The sequence below is a fragment of the Pseudomonas sp. R5-89-07 genome (assembly GCF_003851685.1).
GTDB lineage: Bacteria > Pseudomonadota > Gammaproteobacteria > Pseudomonadales > Pseudomonadaceae > Aquipseudomonas.
In genome coordinates this window covers 1,228,276-1,247,271 of record NZ_CP027727.1, presented here as the reverse complement: position 1 = coordinate 1,247,271, position 18,996 = coordinate 1,228,276, and the positions used below count along the sequence as shown (strand labels likewise).

Below are 18,996 nucleotides of genomic sequence, written 5' to 3'. Positions count from 1 at the left end.
CCTGTACGGCACGGCCCTTGCTGTACAGCCTGTGAGGAAAACGGACTTTGGCCGGTGGTCAGGCAACACGAACTATTCCCGACACCGGTCGTCAATGACTGCATGTTCTTATCAGGCGGTAGCGCACCATGGACAATCCTTTTCAGATCATCACCGACACCTTCAGCCCGCAATACCGCGTCAACCTGAGCATCCAGCGGCTGGACGGCAGCATCATGCTCACCCTCTCGGATGAAACCGGCGTGGTGGCCAAGCGCATGATCAGCGCCGAACAGCGCAACGACCCGCAGCGGCTCAAGCGCCTGGTGCAAAGCATTCAGTTCGGCATCGCCATCGAGCAGGGCCACAGCGCCATGGAAATCCTCGCGGTGATGACGGATGGGGACAGCCACGAGCTCCTGCAGCGCCCGCCCACCCGTGACCTGCCGTTCAGCGTCGGACTTTAAAGCTCGCCCTTCTCCGTCTCCAGGCTCGCCTCGCCCTTGCGACGCGGGCCTTCGACCTTCACCGACGGAAAAGCCGACGACGCATAGCGCACCACCAGAATCGCGAAGGCCAACAGCAGAATCCCACCGCACAAATAGATAATGCCCACATCGGGCGGGTTGTGATGGGACACGTTGGAAATCAGCAGACGCGTCAGCGCAGTGATCGCCACGTAGATCAGGAAGCGCACCGGCATGTGGTTGGTCTTGAAATAGATCCCGACCATGGCGCCCAATTCCAGGTAGATGAACAGCAGCAAGATGTCATCGATCTTGATGTGCCCGTTTTCCAGCATCCCCAGAAACTCCATCACCGCCGCCCAGGCGGTCACCGCTCCGATGGCGAACAGCGCCAGGTAGTGGAACGACTCGACAAATAGATTGCCCAGCGACTCGGCCAGCCCATGGACTTGCTGGCGCAGCTTTTCGGCCCAGTTGATTTTCACGATGATGCTTCCTTAGGTCGGCTCGACCGGATAATGCGGGGTGGACGTGACGATTGTTCTGTATGCAGAAAAAAGGCCAGAGGCAGGGTAGTGAGATGGTGGCAGGCTGATATTAGGCACTTAATCGGCTTGATGGAGGGAAAGCTTCGACTCGATGAGTGCGTTCATCTCGCTCATGACTTCTTCATGAGAAATGCCTGAGCATGGGTCATCCAAGGCTTTTTGCACCTTGGCTCGAAACCATTGGTCGTAGGCCGAATCGTCATTCCAGCTTTGAGGGCTTTCAAAACACTCATTTTTCATATGAACGCCTCTTGTGTGGCGAGGGAGCTTGCCCCCGCTGGAGTGCGAAGCGCCCCCACAAACTGTCACTGGGATTTTTTCTGAAAGCACACCTTTGCCTGAATTGGGCTGCTACGCAGCCCAGCGCGAGCAAGCTCGCTCGCCACGTCCAACGCATTCGGCAAAGGTGTCGTTGGGACTCAGACTGGTGCGACGTGTTCCAGCGCTCGGTCGACTAACAAGCCTCCCAGCTCCACCAGTTGGTGAATCCCCAATACCAAGCTTCGCTGAGGACCTTCAAGGTCGAAGGCTAGCGTGTTGGCCATTTCACAGGCGCTGCGCAAGGTTTCGCTTGCGTTAGCAAGCAAGGCCTCTGTGTCAGTGTTGGGCGTTACACTGAAAAGCGTGACAGGCGGCTCTGGATTCAGATGGTCGGTATTGACTGAGGTATTTCTTTCCATGGTACGACTCCAAAAGTAAACACGTAGGTTCTCCTTCCCTTAAATCGAGCCGCCAAGCTCGGCCATGCGAATGCACAGCTCGTGAAAGGTAAGCCACCGTAGGATTGCTCAGCAACCTCGACGTGCTGTGCGAAATTTCCGCTGTAGCAAACCCCCATTTCCCAACTACATTAAAAAACCTACTATCCAAACCCCAGCGTTTGGCTTATCCTTTTCACTGTATGTAAATACAGTAGTCGCAAAGACAACTATCGTGAAGGCATGTGAGGTGGTGAATGGCCGTCGAAGTGGTATACCGCAGCAGCCGAGATCTGGAGCGTTTGTTCATGGATAAAGCCGAAGCTGACCGTCATGACAAGATGCTTGAACTCGCTGAGTTGCTGGCAGAAGTGTTGCAAAAAGCCGTGCCATCCCTGAGTGAGCAGCAGGTGGAAGAAGCCGGGATCTACATGGCGAAGAACCGCGATGTATTTGCCAAGGCGTTCAAGAGCCAACCGGACGCGCTGTCCGAGTTGCTGAACGCGGCGGCGGAATAAAGCCCGAATTGAACAGGCCCTGAATCATGGATTCAGGGCCTTTTTAATGCCCGGTTATTGGTAAAGCAAGCGCTCGGCAAGCTCGTCCGCAACCCGCGCCGGAGAGCGTTTTTCCGCCTGGGCATGGGCGTAGATTTCGGTGAGGCGCCGGGCGATGTTGGACAGGTGCGCGGTGATGCTCGGCAGCTCGGCGCCGCTGTGTTTGAGCGCGACGTAGATCAGCCCGCCGGAGTTGATCACGTAGTCCGGGGCGTAGAGGATGCCGCGCCCTTCCAGTTGGTCGGCCACTTGCAGGTTGGTCAATTGCGCACTGGCGGAGCCGGCCACCGCGGCGCAGCGCAGTTGGCCGACGCTCTGACGGTTGAACACCGCCCCCACGCCGCAGGGCGCGAGGATATCGCACGGGGTGCTGAGCAAGGCGTCGTTGGCGATGGGGTGGGCGCCCAGTTGTTCCATGGCCAGTTGCACCTTGCCGTGGTCGATGTCGCTGACCAGCAGTTCGGCGCCCGCCGCATGCAGCTGTTCGGCCAGGGCGTAGCCGACGTTGCCCAGGCCCTGCACCGCCACGCGCAGGCCTTCGAGGTTGTCGCTGCCCAGGCGGGCCATGGCGGTGGCGCGGATACCGGTGAACACGCCCATGGCGGCATGGGGCGCCGGGTCGCCGGCGGCCGTGGTGCTGGTGACGAAGCGGGTGTGCTGGGCGATGCAGTCCATGTCGGCGACCGAGGTGCCGCTGTCGATGGCGGTAATGTAGCGCCCGCCCAGTTGTTCCACACAGCGACCGAAGGCTTCAAACAGCGTTGCGCGGCTCTCCACATGGGCCGGGCGCAGGATCACCGCCGTGCCGCCTCCCACCGGCAAGCCCGCCAGGGCGGCCTTGTAGCTCATGCCTTGGGCCAGGCGCGCGGCATCGGCCACGGCGCTGTCATCGTCGGGGTAGGCAAGGTAGCGGCAGCCGCCCAGAGCCGGGCCGAGGCGGCTGTTGTGAATGGCGATGATTGCCTTCAGCCCGCTCACCGGGTCGACGCTCAGGTGCAGCGATTCAAGGCGGGTGCTGTGCATGAGCGCAAACATCAAGGGCTCCCGAATCACTTCTGGTAGTGGCCCAAGTATAGGCTTACGCCAGCAATCTGCTGGATTGCGCTGGAATAAGCGCCCCCATTTCATGGGACCTGCGGCATAAGCGCGTGGGATATTTACTTAAGATGCTGGACGAAAATTCGCAGCAAGGCTAAAACGAGGCATACGCCGGAGAACGCAATGAAGCCCCGCCAAGCCTTTTTCGCCTGCCTGGACCGCTCGCCCCCAGCGCTGTTTGAAGCCGCGCTCTGGATTGCGGCCGAGCATGACGCCGCCGTGCAGCCAGCGCTGATCCTGCAGGCGTTCGGCGCCCTGCAACAACAGGTCAGCCTGGGCATGCCGCTGCTGCCGGCCGATGAATTGGGTCAGCCGCTGCTGCGGCGCATGAACGACCTGGGGTTTGCTCAGGATGATTTCACCCCGCTACGCCCCGCCGCTGCATTGCTGGATAAGGTGTTGCAACGTAAACGCGGGCAACCCCTGGCCATGGGCCTGATCGCGCTGGAGCTGGCGCGGCGCCTGGAAATCCCCATGGTCGGCGTGAATTTCCCCGGCCACTTCCTGTTGCGCGTGCCGGGTGCCGATCACCTGCTGGACCCGTGCGGCGGCCGGCGTCTATACCCCAACGACTGCCGCGAACTGCTGCACCGCCAGTACGGGGCCAATCTCAAGCTGCAGGCCGAGCACCTGCAGAGCGCCGAGCCCCGCGCGATCCTGCAGCGGCTGTCACGCAACCTGCGCCAGTTGTACCTCGCCAACGACGAACCGCTGGCCGCCCTGATAGATGCCGAGCGCGTGCTCGAACTGGGCAATGCCAGCGCCGCCGACTACCTGGCGCGGGCCAGCCTGTATCAGCGCCTGGACTGTCCCAGTGCTGAACGCTTCGACCTCGAACATGCGCTGATGCTCAGCGAAGACCCTATCCAGCGCCTGCGCCTGACCGAGCGGCTGGGCCATCTGCCGCCCAATTCAGTGGTGCATTAGGGCGCCTTGAGAATATCGCCCTGCACCGGGTTGACGGGCGCGCTCACGCTGGGCGAACGCACCTGGATGATCAACAGTGCGGCAATCACCGCCGGAATCCCACAGAAGAAGAAAATCTGCTGCACCGGGATATGCATCGCCAGCAGCATGCTGCCCAGCAACGGCCCCAGGATCGAACCGAATCGACCCACCCCCAATGCCCAGCCCGTACCGGTGGCGCGTACGTGTGCCGGGTAGAAATTACTGGCGAACGCATTGAGGGTCAGTTGCCCGCCGATGATGCAGAACCCGGCGGCGAACACACAGGCCACCAGATAACGCGGGTTGTCGTGATTCAGGCCCAGCAATACCGTGCACACCGCCGCCGCGGCCAGCACCGCGGACAGGAGGCGCACTTTGCTTTTGAGCCGGTCGGCGAACCAGGCCATGGCGATGGCGCCCAAGGTGCCGGCGAACAGGAACATCGAGGTCACCAGGTTGGCCTCGTTCAGCGCCAGCCCGCTTTCGAGCAACAGCGAAGGCAGCCAGCTGATCATGAAATACAGCAGGATCAGGCTGACAAAAAAGGTCGCCCAGATCAGCACGGTCGGGCGGGCATAGCCGTTACGGAACAGTTCCACCACGGTCAATGGGCTGCCCTGCTCCTGGCGGTTTTGTGCCTCGCTCGCCAGGGGCGCCCGCCAACCGGGCAGCATGCGCGCCGTGACCTTGTGCAGCCGCACATAGGGCGGTGCATCGCGCAGCAAGCGCGGCAGGGATTCGGGCAACAGCCACAGCAAAAACGGAAACAACAGCAGCGGCGTTACACCGCCCGCCAGGAACACCGCCTGCCAGCCAAACCCGTCGATAAACCCCGCCGCCACAAACCCGCCGGCCGCGCCGCCGAACGAGAAGCCACATGCGGCCAGGGTCACCATCAAGGTGCGCAGGCGCGGCGGTGAATATTCCGACATCAACGCCATGGCGCTCGGCATCGCGCCGCCCATGCCGATGCCGCAGATAAAGCGCGCGGCCATCAACGTCGTCAGGGAGTTGGCGAACACCATCAATACCGTGAGGCTGGCGTAGATCAGCACGCAACCCAACAGGATGCGCCGCACGCCGAACCGATCCGCCAGCGGCGTCACCAGCAGCGAGCCGAAGGTAAGACCGAGCAGGTTGGCACTGAACACCGGGCCGAACGCGGCCTTTTCCAGGCCCCAGTCCTTGGCCAGCGCCGGCACCACATAGCCCAGCACCTGGGCGTCGTAACCGTCGGTCACCAGCAGCAAGGCCAGCAGCAGGAGAATCAACCACTGATAGCGCGACACCGGACGGGCGTCGAGTGCCGCGCGAAAGCTGGCAATCTGGTTGTGCATCGCAAGGTACCTTTAATTATTTTTATTGGCCGAGGCTGATCAAACATGTGGGAGGGGGCTTGCCCCCGATTGCTGTGTGTCAGTCGGCACATTCATAGCTGACCCACTGCTATCGGGGGCAAGCCCCCTCCCACATTGGCCTGAGTGTTTCAGGGGGTATCGGGTTGATTGGCAGGGTGCGCCTGCACGAAGGCCGGATGCTGCGCCGCCAGTGCCGCGACCCTGCCGATACGCGGGTACGCCGCCAGCGACACCTTGAAACGCTCGGCCGCGTAAAGCTGCGGGATCAGGAACGCGTCGGCCAGGCCCGGCTGCTCGCCAAGGCAAAATCCATGGTCGCCGATCAACTGCTCCACCGCGCCAAGGCCCTGGCTGATCCAGTGCCCGATCCACTCAAGCAGTTGCTCCTCGGTGTGCCCCCACTGGCGCAGCAGGTTCTGGGTGCTGGAGTTGTGCAACGGGTGAATGTCGCAGGCGATGATCGACGCCACGGCGCGCTCATGGGCTCGGACTGCAAGGTCCGTGGAGAGCAGCGGCACCTGTGGATAACGTTCGTCCAGGTATTCGATGATCGGCAATGACTGGATCAACAGCTCGCCGTCATCGGTGCGCAAGGCCGGCACGCGCCCTTGCGGGTTGATCGCCAGGTACTCGGGCTGGCGATTGGCGCCACCCGCCGGCACCAGCAGATTGACCGGCACAGCCGTGAAATCCAGGCCCTTGAGCGCCAGGGCAATCCGTACCCGGTACGATGCGGTAGAACGGTAGTAAGTATAGAGTTCCATCACCCTGCCCTCTCAGCGTGCGGCGACCACGGTGCCGCGGCATTCACCGAAACCGATGGAGGCAAAGCCTTCGCGGTTGCAACGCGCGCGCAGAATGATTTCGTCGCCGTCTTCGAGGAACTTGCGCACCTCGCCGGACGCCAGCTCAATCGGCTTCTTACCGCCTTCGGTGATCTCCAGCAGGCTGCCGAACTGCCCCGGCTGCGGCCCCGACAACGTACCCGAGCCGAACAGGTCACCGGCCTGCAGTTGGCAGCCATTGACGCTGTGGTGCGCAACCATTTGCGCCACGGTCCAGTACATATGTTCGGTGTTGCTCAAGGTCAGGCGATGGGCCGGCAGGTTCTGTTCACGCATCGCTGCGGTGGTCAGCAGCACTTGCAGTTCGATATCGAAGGCGCCCGCCTTCTGGTCGCGAGGGTCCAGCAGGTACGGCAACGGTTGCGGATCGCCTGCGGGGCGTGCCGGTTGGGCCTTGCGGAACGGTTCCAGCGCTTCGGCCGTTACCACCCAGGGCGAGATGCTGGTGATGAAGCTCTTGGACAGGAACGGCCCCAGCGGCTGGTATTCCCAAGCCTGGATGTCGCGGGCCGACCAGTCGTTGAGCAGGCAGAAACCGGCGATATGCTCGGCCGCATCGCCGATGGCAATCGCGTCGCCCATGGCATTGCCCTGGCCGATCCAGATGCCCAGTTCCAGTTCATAGTCCAGGCGAGCGCAGGGGCCGAACGTCGGCTCGGCCTGGCCGGCGGGCAGGGTCTGCCCTTTGGGGCGACGTACCTCGGTGCCCGACGGGCGGATGGTCGAGGCGCGGCCGTGGTAACCAATCGGCACGTACTTGTAGTTGGGCAACAGCGGGTTGTCGGGGCGGAACAATTTGCCGACGTTCTGTGCGTGTTCGATGCCAACGTAGAAGTCGGTGTAATCGTTGATTTTGGCGGGCAGGTGCATCTGGCAGTCGGCGGCGCGGTGCAGCACCTGCGCCTCGCGGGTCTTGAGCTTGCTGCCTTCGGCAAGCAGTTCCAGCAGGCGCTCGCGCAGGGCCACGCGGGGGCCGCGGCCGAGTTCGAAAAACGCGTTCAGTTGGCCGCCGGCAGTCGCCTCAACGGCACGTCGGGCTTCACCGTCAAATTCATCCAGCGCGGCGTGCAGGTCGAGGATCGCTTCGCCAATCGCCACGCCACTGCGCGGCGCCGAGCCGTTGATACTGAACACCCCCAGCGGCAGATTCTGCAGGGGAAAATCCGCGTGGCCGTTGGCGGAGGCGACCCAGCTGCGGGCGTGTGTGGGTTGAGTCATGGGTTATCTCCGATTCGGGTTGAAGGTGGCGGGCAGCGAAGCCCAGCACGCGTCATAAGCGGGTTGCAGTTGCGGGCATTCCAGCGCGAACTGGGTGGGGCGCAGCACCTGGCTGGTTTCGAACATGAACGCCATGGTGTTATCGATTTTGTGCGGCGCCAGCTCGGCGTTGATCGCCTTGGTACAGGTCTCGCCATCAGGCCCGTGGGCGCTCATGCAGCTGTGCAGCGAGGCGCCGCCAGGCACGAAGCCCTCGGCCTTGGCGTCGTAGGCACCCTGGATCAGGCCCATGTATTCGTTCATCAGGTTGCGGTGGAACCACGGCGGCCGGAAGGTGTTCTCGGCCACCATCCAGCGCGGCGGGAATATCACGAAGTCGAGGTTGGCCAGGCCATGCACGCTGGTGGGCGAGGTCAATACGGTGAAGATCGACGGGTCCGGGTGGTCGAAGCTCACCGTGCCGAGGGTGTTGAAGCGGCGCAGGTCGTATTTGTACGGCACGTTGTTGCCGTGCCAGGCCACCACGTTCAGCGGCGAGTGGTCGAGCTCGCAGGCCCATAGCTCGCCGAGGAATTTCTGCACTAGGGTGGTCGGCTGCTTGAGGTCTTCGTAGTGGGCGACGGGGCTGAGGAAGTCGCGCGGGTTGGCCAGGCCATTGCTGCCGATGGGGCCCAGGTCCGGCAGGCGCAGCGGCGCGCCGTGGTTTTCGGCGATATAGCCGCGCGCCTGGGCGTCGAGCAATTCGACCCGGAACTTGAGCCCGCGTGGCAGCACGACGATTTCCAGCGGCTCGACCTCGAGCACGCCCAATTCTGTCGCTATACGTAGGCGACCCTGCTCGGGCACGATCAACAACTCGCCATCGGCATTGAAGAACACCCGCTCCATCGAACGGTTGGCGCGGTAGTTGTAGATGCTGATGCCCGAGGGGTTTTCCAAGCCCGAATTGGCCACCGTGCGCACCAGCCCGTCGATAAAGTCGGTCGGCTCGCCGGGCATGTCCAGCGGGTTCCAGCGCAGGCGATTGGGCGTCACGGCGCCCAGCGGCCCGCCTGCCAATTGCCTTTGCAGCTTGATGAAGGCCGGGTGATTGGCCGACGGCTGGATGCGGTACAGCCAGGTGCGCCGGGCTTCGCTGCGGGCCATGGTGAAGGCCGTGCCGGAGAACAGTTCGGTGTACAGACCGTAGGGGGCTTTTTGCGGGGAGTTCTGGCCAACGGGCAATGCGCCAGGCAGGGCTTCGCTGGCGAATTGATTGCCAAAGCCCGATTGGTATTCGAGGTTCATGGACCATCCTCAGGCGGAAGTTGTTTTTATCGTAATCCGGTTACGCATAACGTAATTTGATCACTGTCGACCGTCAAGCTATAAAGACGCCCACTCATCTCTCGGATTCCCGCTCCCCCATGGAAAAGCCCCGCGACACCGGCAAACAGAAAGTCCGCTCGGCCGAAGTGGGCACCGATATCCTCAAGGCCCTGGCTGAGTTGTCACCGGCCACGTCGCTGTCGCGCCTGGCCGAGCATGTGCAGATGCCGGCAAGCAAGGTCCACCGCTACCTGCAGGCCCTGATCGCGTCGGGTTTTGCCGAACAGAACGCCGCCACCAACCATTACGGCCTGGGCCGCGAAGCCTTGCGTGTAGGCCTGGCCGCGCTGGGCAGCATGGATGTGTTGAAGGTTGGCGCGATGCCCTTGGCGGAGCTGCGCGATGAACTGAATGAAACCTGCTTCCTGGCGGTATGGGGCAACCAGGGGGCGACCGTGGTGCAGATCGAACCGGCGGTGCGCGCCGTGACGGTGGTGACCCAGCTAGGCTCGGTGTTACCGCTGCTCAGTTCTTCCACAGGGCTGGTGTTCAGCGCCTACCTGCCCACGCGGGAAACCGTGGAACTGCGCGAGCGTGAGATTCAAGCCGGCCTGGCCCACAGCCTGGCGAATGACGCCGCCTACGTCACTGTCTGCGAACAGATCCGCCGCCGAGGCCTGCACTTCGTGCATGGTTTGCTGATGCCGGGGGTGGATGCGCTGTCGGCCCCGGTGTTCAACGCCATCGGGCACGTGGCGGCGGTGATGACCGTGGTCGGCCCCACCTCGCTGTTCCATGCCGATGAAGACGGCCCGGCGGCCCAGCGATTGCTGGCGGCGACCAAGGCCGTGAGTTGGCGCATGGGCTATCAGCCCTGAATCAATCGTCCCAGCCTGACAGGGCCACCGCCACCCGGTTCTCCAGCGCCTTGACCTGCGCGCCGGCGACCACGTAGTTGTTGGCCACCATGGCAAACGCCAGCTGGCGCCCGTGGGCATCGGTGACATAGCCACTCAAGGACGACACGCCGCTCATCGAACCGGTTTTGCCATGCAGATTGTTTTCCGCCGGGGTGCCGCGCAGGCGATAACGCAAGCTGCCACCGCTCATGCGCTCGCTGTTGCCGGCAATCGGCAGTGCGTTGTACCAGGCGTCGAACCACGGTTGCTTGCGCGCAGCCAGCAGCAGGTCGGTGAGGGTTTGCGTCGACACCAGGTTGCGGCGCGACAGGCCGGAACCGTCTACCTGGCTCAGCGTCGTCGCATCCAGGCCCTGACGCTTGAGGAACCCCGCCACCGCCAGTGTGCCCGCCGCCGCCGTGCCGCTGTTGGCGGTCTGCCGGCCCATGGCCTTGAGCAAGGCTTCGGACATGGTGTTGTTGGAAAGCTTGAGCAGCGGCGTGATCAACGCCTGCAAGGGCGCCGATCGGTGCTCGGCCAGCAGCGTCGCCGTGGCCGGGCTTGCCCCGCCCATCACGCGACGGCCCTGCACTTTGATGCCCTGTTGCGCCAGCGCCTGTTCAAACAAATTGGCCACCCATTGCGTCGGCTCCCATACGCTGACCAGTTGCTCGCTCTGCTTGCCCGGCGCAACAGTGCCACTGAACTGCAACAGGTTGGTGCCATGCCGGCGATTGATCCCATAGCTGTTGCCCGGCCCACTGACGGCGCGGTTACTCAATTGCAGGTAATCGCTGGGCGGGAACAGGTCGACGCTCACCGGCAGGCCAGCGAGTACCGGCGCCTTGGCCGTGACCAACACACTGCCCGCGTCAAAGTCCGTATTGGGGGACACGGTCAGCGCGGAGATCTGCGCACCGTAGTAGGTGGTTTCATCATCGTGGGACCAATCGACGCCCAGGCGTTCGGCGTCGAACCAGGTATCGTCGAACACCAGATCGCCCTGCACCTGGCGCACGCCCTGGCTGGCCAGTTGCGCCGCCAGCGCTTGGTAGTCGGCGTACTGAATGCTCGGGTCGCCCAGGCCGCGCAGGTAGAGATTACCGGTCAGTCGGTCGCCCTGGCGGATGCCATCGCTCAACAGTTGCGTGGCAAAGCGATATTGCGGGCCCAGCACATCCATGGCCGCCGCGGTGGTCAGCAGCTTGAGGTTGGACGCCGGCACCAGGCGCGTGCCAGGGTTGTGCTGGTAGAGCGTGCTGCCGCTGCGGGCGTCGCGCACCATCAGCGAGACGCTGGCGCCGTGCAGCGCCGGGTCGGCCAGCAGTTTGTCCAGCGTGGCGGGGGTGGAGGTGGATGAAACGCTGGCGCAGCCGCCCAGTAGAACGCTCAAGCCGACCAGCAGGGCGCTGGTGTGTAACCATCTTCCAAAGTGCATCAGTAGCGTTTTCCGTAGGCGTCGAATGCCGGCAACGCTAACAGCTCAGGTGTCAATGTGGGAGGGGGCAAGCCCTAATGCAGGTCAGTTAAGCGAAAGAGGTTCACTGTAGGAGCGAGCTTGCTCGCGAAAAACGTCCAGGCAACGCGTTCATTCTGGATAAACACGGTGGCCTTGAGTTCTTCGCGAGCAAGCTCGCTCCTACAAAAAGCACATCCGGTCAGAAGGTAAGAGTGCTGGACACCGATACCTGCCGTGCATCGCCGATGGACACGAACTGGGTGTTCACTGACGAGGTGTAATAGGTACGGTCGAACAGGTTCTTCACGTTGAGCTGGAACTTGACCTTCTGCCCGTCGAGCCGGGTGTCATAACTGGCGAACACATCGGCCACGGTGTAGCTGGGCAATTCGAAGCTGTTGGCCGCGTCCCCTGCCCGCTCGCCCACATAGCGCGCACCGGCCCCGACGCGCAGTTGATCGCCGCCCAGGAGGCTGCCGAAGTCATACACGGCCGACAACGAGGCGGTATTTTTCGCCACGTTCTGCAGGCGGTTGCCCTTGAGGGTCGGGTCTTCGGTGACCTCGGCATCGGTGTAGGCGTAACTGCCGATCAGGCTCCACTTGTCGCTCAACTGGCCACTGGCATCCAGCTCCAGGCCACGGGAGCGAACCTTGCCCGCCACGCTGTAGACCGAGGTCAACCCCTCGCCCACCTGCACCAGCACGTTGCGCTTGTCGATGGTGAACAGCGCCGCGCTCGCGGTGATGCGCCCCGGCAAGTCGAACTTGGTGCCCAGCTCCCAGGCCTTGGATTCTTCCGGCTGGAGGCTGCCATCGAGCACGGTTTTGTTGGCCAGCGGCGCGATGGTGGAGTTGGGTTTGAACGATTCGGTGTAACTGCCGTAGAACGAAAGCTCATCGGTGTAGCGATACACCAGCCCGGCACGCGGCACCCATTTCTGGCCGTTACCATCGGTGTTGGCGGTGAACGGCACGCCCTTGCCGGCATATTGGTCGTACATCTGGTAGCGCGCGCCGCCCACCAGGATCCACTGGTCGTTCAGGTGGATGGCATCCTGAAAGAACAGCGAATCGCTGCGCAGCAGATCGGTCTGGTTGCTGTCCGGCGCGCTGACGTTGGTGCCCGCCACTTCGTTGCCGTAGACCGGATCGTGGTAGTTGAAGTTGCCGCGTGGCGCCTGGCGGATCAGGTCGGCGCGGTAGATCTTGCGGTACTCATCGTCCAGCCCGAACACCAGGTCGTGCTGCATGCCGGCAACGTCGACCTTACCTTCGAGGCTGGCGGTGGCGAAGCGGTCGGTGGTCAGCGCGCCCTGGGTGCCATCCATGCTGCGGGTCAAGGTGCCATTGGTGTTGACCTTGACCACACGCACCTGGCTGGCGTCGTAGGTTTCGCGGTTCCAGCTGTAGCCAAAGTGCGCTTTCCAGTCGTCGTTGAGGTCGTGATCGACCGTCAGGCGATACAGGTCGGAGCGGCCTTCCATATTGTTGAAGGGCTCATCCAGGCGGCGCGTTGCGGGGATGTTCAGCGGGTGATTGGTTTTTGGGTCGATGGCTGTGCCACGGTCGAACGGCGACAGAAACTCGCGGTGTTCATAGGCAAACACCACTTGGGTGACGTCGCCATACCAGCCCAGCGACGGCGCCACCAGGGTTTCGCGGTGGGTGCCGTAGTTGCGCCAATAGTCTTCGTCTTCATGGTCGACGATGAGGCGATAGGCCAGGCCGCTGTCGCCTATCGGGCCCGTGGTATCGAGGTTGCCGCCACTGCCGTTCTTGCCGCTGCCGAAGGTGGAGCCGCGCGCGGTCAGGGAAGTGGATTGTACCAACTCGGGCTTTTTACTGACGATGTTGACCACGCCGCCCGGGTCCTGGATGCCGTACAGCAACGACGACGGGCCCTTGAGCACTTCCACGCGCTCGGCGGTGGCGTTCAACGCACGGCCCTGCACCAGCGGCATGCCGTCCTTCATGATCGAGCCATTGCGGTTGTCGCCGAAGCCGCGCAGCATCACCGCGTCCTGGGTGCTGCCCAGGGTGTTGGACTGGGTGATGCCGCTGACATTGCCCAGCGCATCGTCCAGGTTGCGCGGTTGCTGGTCGCGCAGTACCTGGGCGGGCACCACGTTGACGGTTTGCGGGGTTTCCAGCAGCAAGCCGCGCGAGCGCATCACCGAACTGGTCGGCGGCGGCTGGTAGCTGGTGCTGTCCTGGCCAGGGCTGGCGGCGCTGATGGTGGTGGCCCCGAGATTGACCGCGCCATCGGCGGGCAGCGGCTCCAACGCCAGGGTACGGGCGTCGATCTGGCGGAAGGTGAAGCCGGAATTGCCCAGCAGGCGTTGCAGCGCCTGGGTCGCGCTCATGTGCCCGTTGAGCGCCGGGGCGCTGAAGCCGTAGGGCGCTTCGTCGGTGTAGATCACGCTGATCCCGGTGACCCGGCTGAAATCACTCAGCGCCTGGGGAAGTGGTTTGGCCGCCAGGGCAAAGTTGAACTGGGCGCTTTGCTGTTCCTGCGCCTGCGCCACGGCAAGGGGCAGCAACGCCAGACCCGAGACTGAAAATACCGAGGCTCCCAGCCACTGTTTGACCCAACCGCCCGCCGTCGATTTCATGCTGTGAGAACCCGTGTAGAAAATGTTGTTAATGCGAATAAATCGCAGTTTCAAGCACTACACGGATGGGCCTGGGGTTTACCTCACTCCGGTTTGAAAATAATTGCGGGTTCCGCAGCGCAGAGCGCCTCAGTCATATCGAAGAGCCGCTGGCCGCCAGGCATTCCTTGGCGCTCTTCTTGAGTTTCTTGATCAGCCGCTCCTGGCGCAACGCCTCGCCTTTGCTGGCGCATTGCTCGGTGTACACCAAGGCAACGGCAGGGCTGGACAAAAAGAACCGCGCGCCCTTGCCGCTCTGGTGGGCGGCAAACCGGCGGTGCGGGTCATTACTGATGCCGCAATACAGCGAGCCGTTGGCGGCACGCACCAGGTAGACGAACCAGGGTTTGGCTTCAGTGGGAGTCGTCACGGATCGATTCGGCGGGCCAGAGGAGCGCCAATCTTATCAACGACCGGCCTGAAATGCCTTCAGGCCTTTGAGGGCCTGGGCGCGCACGGCGTTTTTCAGCGCCGGCGACCAGCCCAGCAGCAGCCCCTTGATGCCCAGCGCCTGGCGAGACCAACGCCACAGGTCGAAGTGATCGTGATGCTCGCAGATCTTGCCGTCACGAAACACAAAGCGCGCACCGATATCGTTGACGACGGTATTGCCGGTCGCGCTGAACAGGTAAGTCGCCACCCAGTGCGCACTGCCGTGGGTGTCATCGCTGCGCACGTGGTCGAACGTCAGCGAGAAGTCCTTGGCCCGAGTGGTCAGCATGCGCCACATATCACCGGCATCGCGGCCGCGCAGTTCGCCGAACGCCGGGTCGCTGAACAGCACGTCATCGGTATAGCAGGCCGCCATGGCCTCGGCGTCCAGGCGCTGAAAAGCGCTGTAGAACTCGGTGATCAAGGCGTTATGGGCATCACTCATGGGCAGGTTCCGGGCGTTGAAAAGGTAGGCGCACGATAAGCCGCCCGCGCCGCCAAGGCTACCGACATTCGCAGCGCAAATACTTGGGGTCAGGGCACCATGCCACTGTGCCGGGCATAGGCGAATAGATCCACGTCCGTGGAAATGCTCAGTCGGCTCATGGCCGTGCTCTTCTGCTTGCTGATGGTCGAGATGCTGCGATTGACCCGTGCCGCGATCTGGCTGACGGTCATGCCGCTGGCCAACATGCGCACCACCTCGCGTTCCTTGCCGGACAACTGCGGCTGCAGCGCCGGGTCAGTCTCGCCGGCCTGGGCCATTTGCGCGCGCAGGGCCTCACTGATAAAGGTCCGCCCCCGGATCACTGCGCGGATGGCCAGCGGCAGCTCCCTGGCGGATGCGCTTTTGGCCACAATGGCCCGGGCGCCGAGGGCAAAGGAGGCACGCAGGGTGGCGATATTGGCGAACATGGTCACCAGGATCACCGGCACGGTCGGATGGTTGCGATGCAACAGCCCGAGCAGGCTGTAACCGTCGGCCTGGTGGTCGCCCGGCATGGCGAAGTCGGTGACCAGTACATCGCAAAGGGTATCGCGCATCAGCGCCAGCAGTTGATCGGGGCCGTCGGCCTCGCCGACGACCTTGTAAGTACCCGAAGCTTCAATCACCACTTTTTGCCCGATGCGAACGATAGGGTGATCGTCAGCAATAATTACGCGAATCATGGAGAACCACTCGTGATGGTTAGTTGAATCAACGCAAAGTACCGCCCTTGACGACAGGCAACAACCGTCGCCAATCCGCGGCCTGTGGCTGCACCCAGCGTTTGCGGGAAAGATTGTTGTTTCCCACAAAACAAAGAGAAAAGGCCTACACGAAGAGTTAATAAACCGCGTACCGACTCCGACGATGCCGATTGCCAAAAACAGCTTTCACAGCTCTGCCAGGTAGTCGAGGTAGATACAAACGTCCTTGAGCAACTGCTCCAGAACCGACCGGTTGGCCCGCACCCCCTTGCTGCGCAGGTCCGCCATCAGTGCCTGGCAACGCTGCTCCAGCTCCACCGCGCCGAGAAACGCCAGGCTGCCCACCAACCGGTGCAAGCGCTCGCCGACCAGCCCGGCGTCAAGGCTGATCTGCCCTTGCAGCAAAGCCTGCTGATCGGCCCGGGCTTCCTGCACCAGACTCTTGAGCATCGCATCGACGACGCTCTGGGAGCCGAATGTCTCGATCAACTGTGCGCGCGTCGGCCAATCGGCGCAGGCTCCCACCACCCAGCGACCCGACGTCGAGCGCTGGCCGTGAGCATCGGGCAGCCAGCTTTCGAGCAACTCGCGCAAGCGTGGCAGACTCAGGGGCTTGACCAGGCAGGCGTCCATGCCGGCGTCGAAACAGCGTGTGATTTCATCCGGAGTCAGGCTGCCGGTAAGTGCCACGATCGGCACCCTGGGCAGATCCAGCGCGCGCTCGCGACGGCGTATCTTGTTGCTCATGGTGTAACCGTCCATGACCGGCATCCGGCAGTCGCTGATCACCAGGTCTACGCGCACCGAGGCCAGCACTCGCAGCGCCGATTCCCCCTCGCCGACCACCACATGCCTGACGCCCAGTGTGTCCAGGAAAGCCTCCATCAGGCTGCGATAGGTGCAATGGTCCTCGACCACCAGCACCCACAGGTGCTGCCAGTGGGCGGGAGGGTTAGCTGAAGGCATGGTTTTCTCGAAAGTGGCGGTGGCGGCGACGCCCCAGCGCACTAGAGATCGACCGAGCAGCAAGAAAGCGAGTTGAACTATTCATTCGAATAATTCGCGGTCGGAAAAACGCAGGAAAATACAAAAAAACACACCAATTCCACGATACAACTATTACGAAAACCCGCGATTTGCCATCACTGTGCCATTCTCGTAATTGTTGTATTTCCCGGTGCAGCGCCAGGCTATAAATTTTCTCCATCCCCATCGCGGGAACCGAACGCGCCGGCCGATGCCGCGCCGTCATTCAATCAACCGCCACGGTCGCTCTCCCACGCCAACCCATGCGGGCCAGGCGCTGCGAAGCTGTACCCGGCACACCGCACTGCACCGGAACCTCATCATGAAAGCCTCCCTGATAACCCTGAGTACCGCCCTGCTGCTGGGCAGTATTTCTTCAGCCTTCGCCACCAGCACCGTCGAGCTGACCGTCAAGGGTTTGATCACACCCAGCGCCTGCACCCCCAGCCTGTCCAATGCCGTGATCGACCACGGCAAGATTTCCGCCAAGGACATCGATCAGGATCGCGGCAAGGTCTTCAACAACATCCTCACGATGCGCGTGAACTGCGATGCCCAAACCCTGTTTGCGCTACGCGGCATCGATAACCGCGCCGCCTCCTCCAGCTTGCCCACGGTGGGCTATGGCCTGGGGCTGATCAACGACACCCAGAAAATCGGCTATTACACCTTCGAAGTGCGCGAAGCCAACGCTGACAACACCCCTGTCATGCCGCTGGAGTCGATCGATGACGGCATCAGTTGGAGCGATATCGACGGTGCCGTCTGGCAACAGGCCAACCTGGCGGGTTTTGGTGATCGCGCCAGCGGCCAATGGTCGCCAGTTGCTATTAAAGACCTGATCAGCGAACTGCATGTACAGACCCGTATTGCCCCTGCCCGCGACCTGGACCTGAGCAATGAAGTGTTGATCGACGGTTCGGCCACTATCGAAGTGAAGTACCTGTAACAGCCCCGCGCCCAAGCAGGCGGGGCCCAGGCCATCGCCCGTTGTACTCACCACAGGAACACGCCCAGTCATGGATACCTCAACGCCCTATCTGCTGGCGCCGCTGCTGCTTGCCTGCGCCTTGCAAGCCACTGCCGCTAGCTCTGCGCAACTGGCCGTCCAGGGGGCCATCACCCCGAGTGCCTGCCTGCCCACCTTGACCCATGACGGCAACATCGATCACGGCAAGATCACCGCCAAGGATCTCGACCCGGAAAAACCCACGGCCCTCAAACAAGGTGAGCTGGGGCTGCAGGTGGTTTGCGAAGGGCCGACGTTTTTCGCCCTGAGCACCATCGATAACCGCGCCGGTAGCTCGGCGATGAATGTCGCGCACCACGGCCTGGGCGTCATCAACGGCAACGAGCGCGTAGGCAGCGCAGCGTTCGGCCTGATGAACGCAGTGGCCGATGACAGCGTCGCCGTGCGCACCATCCTTTCCAGCGACGCGGGCGTCAGTTGGCATGAAGCGATGGTGCTGGGCCATGGCACCTTGACGGCCTTCGCCCTCAAGGACGGCCTGCCGCGTCCAATTGCACTGACCAAGGTCAGCGCCGAACTGCGGGTGTACACCACTATCGTCGGGGCCAGTCAGTTGACTCTCACCGACGAGGTGCCTATCGACGGGCACGCCACGCTGGAAATGAAATACCTGTAACGCCCTGCACCCCTTCTTCTTCCCGGAGTACCTCAGCATGTTTTCCCGCATCAAATTCCTGACCGCCACCGCTACCCTGCTGGCTTGCGTTCCCGGCGCATTCGCCGCATCCACCGTGGAGCTGACCGTCAAGGGCCTGATCACGCCCAGCGCCTGTACACCCAGCCTGTCCAAGAACGGCGTGATCGATCACGGCAAAATTTCGGTCAGTGACCTGGCACCTGACCGACACACTATTATCGGCAACGATGTGCTGAGCTTGAGTGTGCTCTGCGATGCGTCAACGCTGATCGCCCTGCGGGCTATCGACAACCGCGCCGGTACCGCTATCGGTACCACCGACAACAAATATGGCATCGGCCTGGTCGACGGCAAGAAACTGGGCGGGTATTTCCTGACCTGGAGCAACTCACTGGCGGACAACGTGCCCGCCCAGTCGATCGGCTCCGAAGACCAGGGCCAGACCTGGTACAGGGAGTGGGTCTGGTACCCCAACACTTATATGTCCGCAGCTGATCCAGCCGACCTCAGTGCGCCAATCGCCATGCAAAAGCTCGACGTTGAACTGGGCATACAAACCATTATCGACCGCACCGATGGGCTGGACCTGAGCAACGAAGTGCCGATCGACGGTTCCGCCACCCTCGAAGTGGTCTACCTGTAGAA

Annotated in this window: 21 protein-coding genes; 7 read left to right on the top strand and 14 right to left on the bottom strand. The window is 62.4% G+C overall.

Going from position 1 to position 18,996, the window contains the following annotated elements; genetic code table 11:
• Nucleotides 1-128 precede the first annotated feature (128 nt).
• Nucleotides 129-446, top strand: a complete 318-nt coding sequence (locus C4J94_RS05660) for a DUF3509 domain-containing protein (RefSeq protein ID WP_124385275.1) — start codon at nt 129-131, stop codon at nt 444-446.
• Here C4J94_RS05660 and C4J94_RS05655 read toward each other — a convergent pair.
• The 3 genes from C4J94_RS05655 to C4J94_RS05645 all read right to left on the bottom strand — a co-directional run bounded on the left by C4J94_RS05655 (nt 443) and on the right by C4J94_RS05645 (nt 1,674).
• Nucleotides 443-931 carry a phosphate-starvation-inducible protein PsiE gene (locus C4J94_RS05655; protein WP_057724703.1) on the bottom strand — a complete coding sequence of 163 codons (489 nt, stop codon included), beginning with the start codon at nt 929-931 and terminating at the stop codon, nt 443-445. The genes C4J94_RS05660 and C4J94_RS05655 overlap by 4 nt on opposite strands.
• Before the next feature lie 120 nt (nt 932-1,051).
• Nucleotides 1,052-1,234, bottom strand: coding sequence for an antitoxin (locus C4J94_RS05650; protein ID WP_124385274.1), 183 nt, complete (start codon nt 1,232-1,234; stop codon nt 1,052-1,054).
• Between the two features lie 179 nt (nt 1,235-1,413).
• A complete protein-coding gene (locus tag C4J94_RS05645) occupies nt 1,414-1,674 on the bottom strand; it encodes a DUF6124 family protein (RefSeq protein WP_124385273.1) in 261 nt (86 codons plus the stop codon).
• A gap of 275 nt (nt 1,675-1,949) precedes the next feature.
• On the opposite strand from C4J94_RS05645, the gene C4J94_RS05640 reads away from it, so the two are divergent.
• Entirely contained in the window at nt 1,950-2,210 is a 261-nt protein-coding gene (locus tag C4J94_RS05640) for a YebG family protein (protein WP_003171979.1), read from the top strand.
• A gap of 54 nt (nt 2,211-2,264) precedes the next feature.
• Here C4J94_RS05640 and C4J94_RS05635 read toward each other — a convergent pair whose 3' ends face one another.
• On the bottom strand, nt 2,265-3,284 hold the full coding sequence (locus C4J94_RS05635) for a Glu/Leu/Phe/Val dehydrogenase dimerization domain-containing protein (RefSeq protein ID WP_124385272.1): 1,020 nt from the start codon (nt 3,282-3,284) through the stop codon (nt 2,265-2,267).
• Between the two features lie 186 nt (nt 3,285-3,470).
• Between C4J94_RS05635 and C4J94_RS05630 the strand changes: the two genes are divergently transcribed.
• A complete protein-coding gene (locus tag C4J94_RS05630; RefSeq protein ID WP_124385271.1) occupies nt 3,471-4,274 on the top strand; it encodes a SirB1 family protein in 804 nt (267 codons plus the stop codon).
• Here the strand turns inward: C4J94_RS05630 and C4J94_RS05625 are convergent.
• The 4 genes from C4J94_RS05625 to hmgA form a co-directional block, all read right to left on the bottom strand.
• A complete protein-coding gene (locus tag C4J94_RS05625) occupies nt 4,271-5,632 on the bottom strand; it encodes an aromatic acid/H+ symport family MFS transporter (RefSeq protein ID WP_124385270.1) in 1,362 nt (453 codons plus the stop codon). The two genes, C4J94_RS05630 and C4J94_RS05625, sit on opposite strands and share 4 nt — an antisense overlap.
• Nucleotides 5,633-5,781: 149 nt before the next feature.
• A complete protein-coding gene (gene maiA / locus C4J94_RS05620) occupies nt 5,782-6,417 on the bottom strand; it encodes a maleylacetoacetate isomerase (RefSeq protein ID WP_124385269.1) in 636 nt (211 codons plus the stop codon).
• 12 nt (nt 6,418-6,429) lie between these two features.
• A complete protein-coding gene (gene fahA, locus C4J94_RS05615) occupies nt 6,430-7,716 on the bottom strand; it encodes a fumarylacetoacetase (protein WP_124385268.1) in 1,287 nt (428 codons plus the stop codon).
• A 3-nt stretch (nt 7,717-7,719) separates the two neighbouring features.
• Nucleotides 7,720-9,003, bottom strand: coding sequence for a homogentisate 1,2-dioxygenase (gene hmgA / locus C4J94_RS05610; RefSeq protein ID WP_124385267.1), 1,284 nt, complete (start codon nt 9,001-9,003; stop codon nt 7,720-7,722).
• A gap of 119 nt (nt 9,004-9,122) precedes the next feature.
• On the opposite strand from hmgA, the gene C4J94_RS05605 reads away from it, so the two are divergent.
• Nucleotides 9,123-9,902 (top strand): IclR family transcriptional regulator, encoded by a 780-nt coding sequence (locus tag C4J94_RS05605; RefSeq protein WP_124385266.1) that lies wholly within the window; start codon nt 9,123-9,125, stop codon nt 9,900-9,902.
• Nucleotide 9,903: 1 nt separating this feature from the next.
• On the opposite strand, the gene dacB is transcribed toward C4J94_RS05605, so the two are convergent.
• From dacB to C4J94_RS05575, 6 genes are all read right to left on the bottom strand, one after another.
• A complete protein-coding gene (gene dacB, locus C4J94_RS05600) occupies nt 9,904-11,361 on the bottom strand; it encodes a D-alanyl-D-alanine carboxypeptidase/D-alanyl-D-alanine-endopeptidase (RefSeq protein ID WP_124385265.1) in 1,458 nt (485 codons plus the stop codon).
• A gap of 220 nt (nt 11,362-11,581) precedes the next feature.
• A complete protein-coding gene (locus C4J94_RS05595) occupies nt 11,582-13,996 on the bottom strand; it encodes a TonB-dependent receptor (protein ID WP_124385264.1) in 2,415 nt (804 codons plus the stop codon).
• Between the two features lie 133 nt (nt 13,997-14,129).
• Entirely contained in the window at nt 14,130-14,405 is a 276-nt protein-coding gene (locus tag C4J94_RS05590) for a GIY-YIG nuclease family protein (protein ID WP_124385263.1), read from the bottom strand.
• Nucleotides 14,406-14,441: 36 nt separating this feature from the next.
• The gene (locus C4J94_RS05585; RefSeq protein WP_124385262.1) at nt 14,442-14,912 is read right to left on the bottom strand and encodes a nuclear transport factor 2 family protein; all 471 of its coding nucleotides are present in this window, start codon (nt 14,910-14,912) and stop codon (nt 14,442-14,444) included.
• Nucleotides 14,913-15,001: 89 nt separating this feature from the next.
• Nucleotides 15,002-15,637 carry a response regulator transcription factor gene (locus C4J94_RS05580; protein WP_124385261.1) on the bottom strand — a complete coding sequence of 212 codons (636 nt, stop codon included), beginning with the start codon at nt 15,635-15,637 and terminating at the stop codon, nt 15,002-15,004.
• A gap of 207 nt (nt 15,638-15,844) precedes the next feature.
• Nucleotides 15,845-16,624 (bottom strand): response regulator, encoded by a 780-nt coding sequence (locus C4J94_RS05575; RefSeq protein WP_124385260.1) that lies wholly within the window; start codon nt 16,622-16,624, stop codon nt 15,845-15,847.
• 382 nt (nt 16,625-17,006) lie between these two features.
• On the opposite strand from C4J94_RS05575, the gene C4J94_RS05570 reads away from it, so the two are divergent.
• The 3 genes from C4J94_RS05570 to C4J94_RS05560 all read left to right on the top strand — a co-directional run bounded on the left by C4J94_RS05570 (nt 17,007) and on the right by C4J94_RS05560 (nt 18,994).
• Nucleotides 17,007-17,633 carry a DUF1120 domain-containing protein gene (locus C4J94_RS05570; protein WP_124385259.1) on the top strand — a complete coding sequence of 209 codons (627 nt, stop codon included), beginning with the start codon at nt 17,007-17,009 and terminating at the stop codon, nt 17,631-17,633.
• 70 nt (nt 17,634-17,703) lie between these two features.
• A complete protein-coding gene (locus tag C4J94_RS05565) occupies nt 17,704-18,330 on the top strand; it encodes a DUF1120 domain-containing protein (protein WP_124385258.1) in 627 nt (208 codons plus the stop codon).
• A 37-nt stretch (nt 18,331-18,367) separates the two neighbouring features.
• Complete coding sequence (locus C4J94_RS05560; RefSeq protein ID WP_124385257.1) at nt 18,368-18,994, top strand: DUF1120 domain-containing protein; 627 nt, start codon at nt 18,368-18,370, stop codon at nt 18,992-18,994.
• Nucleotides 18,995-18,996 lie beyond the last annotated feature (2 nt).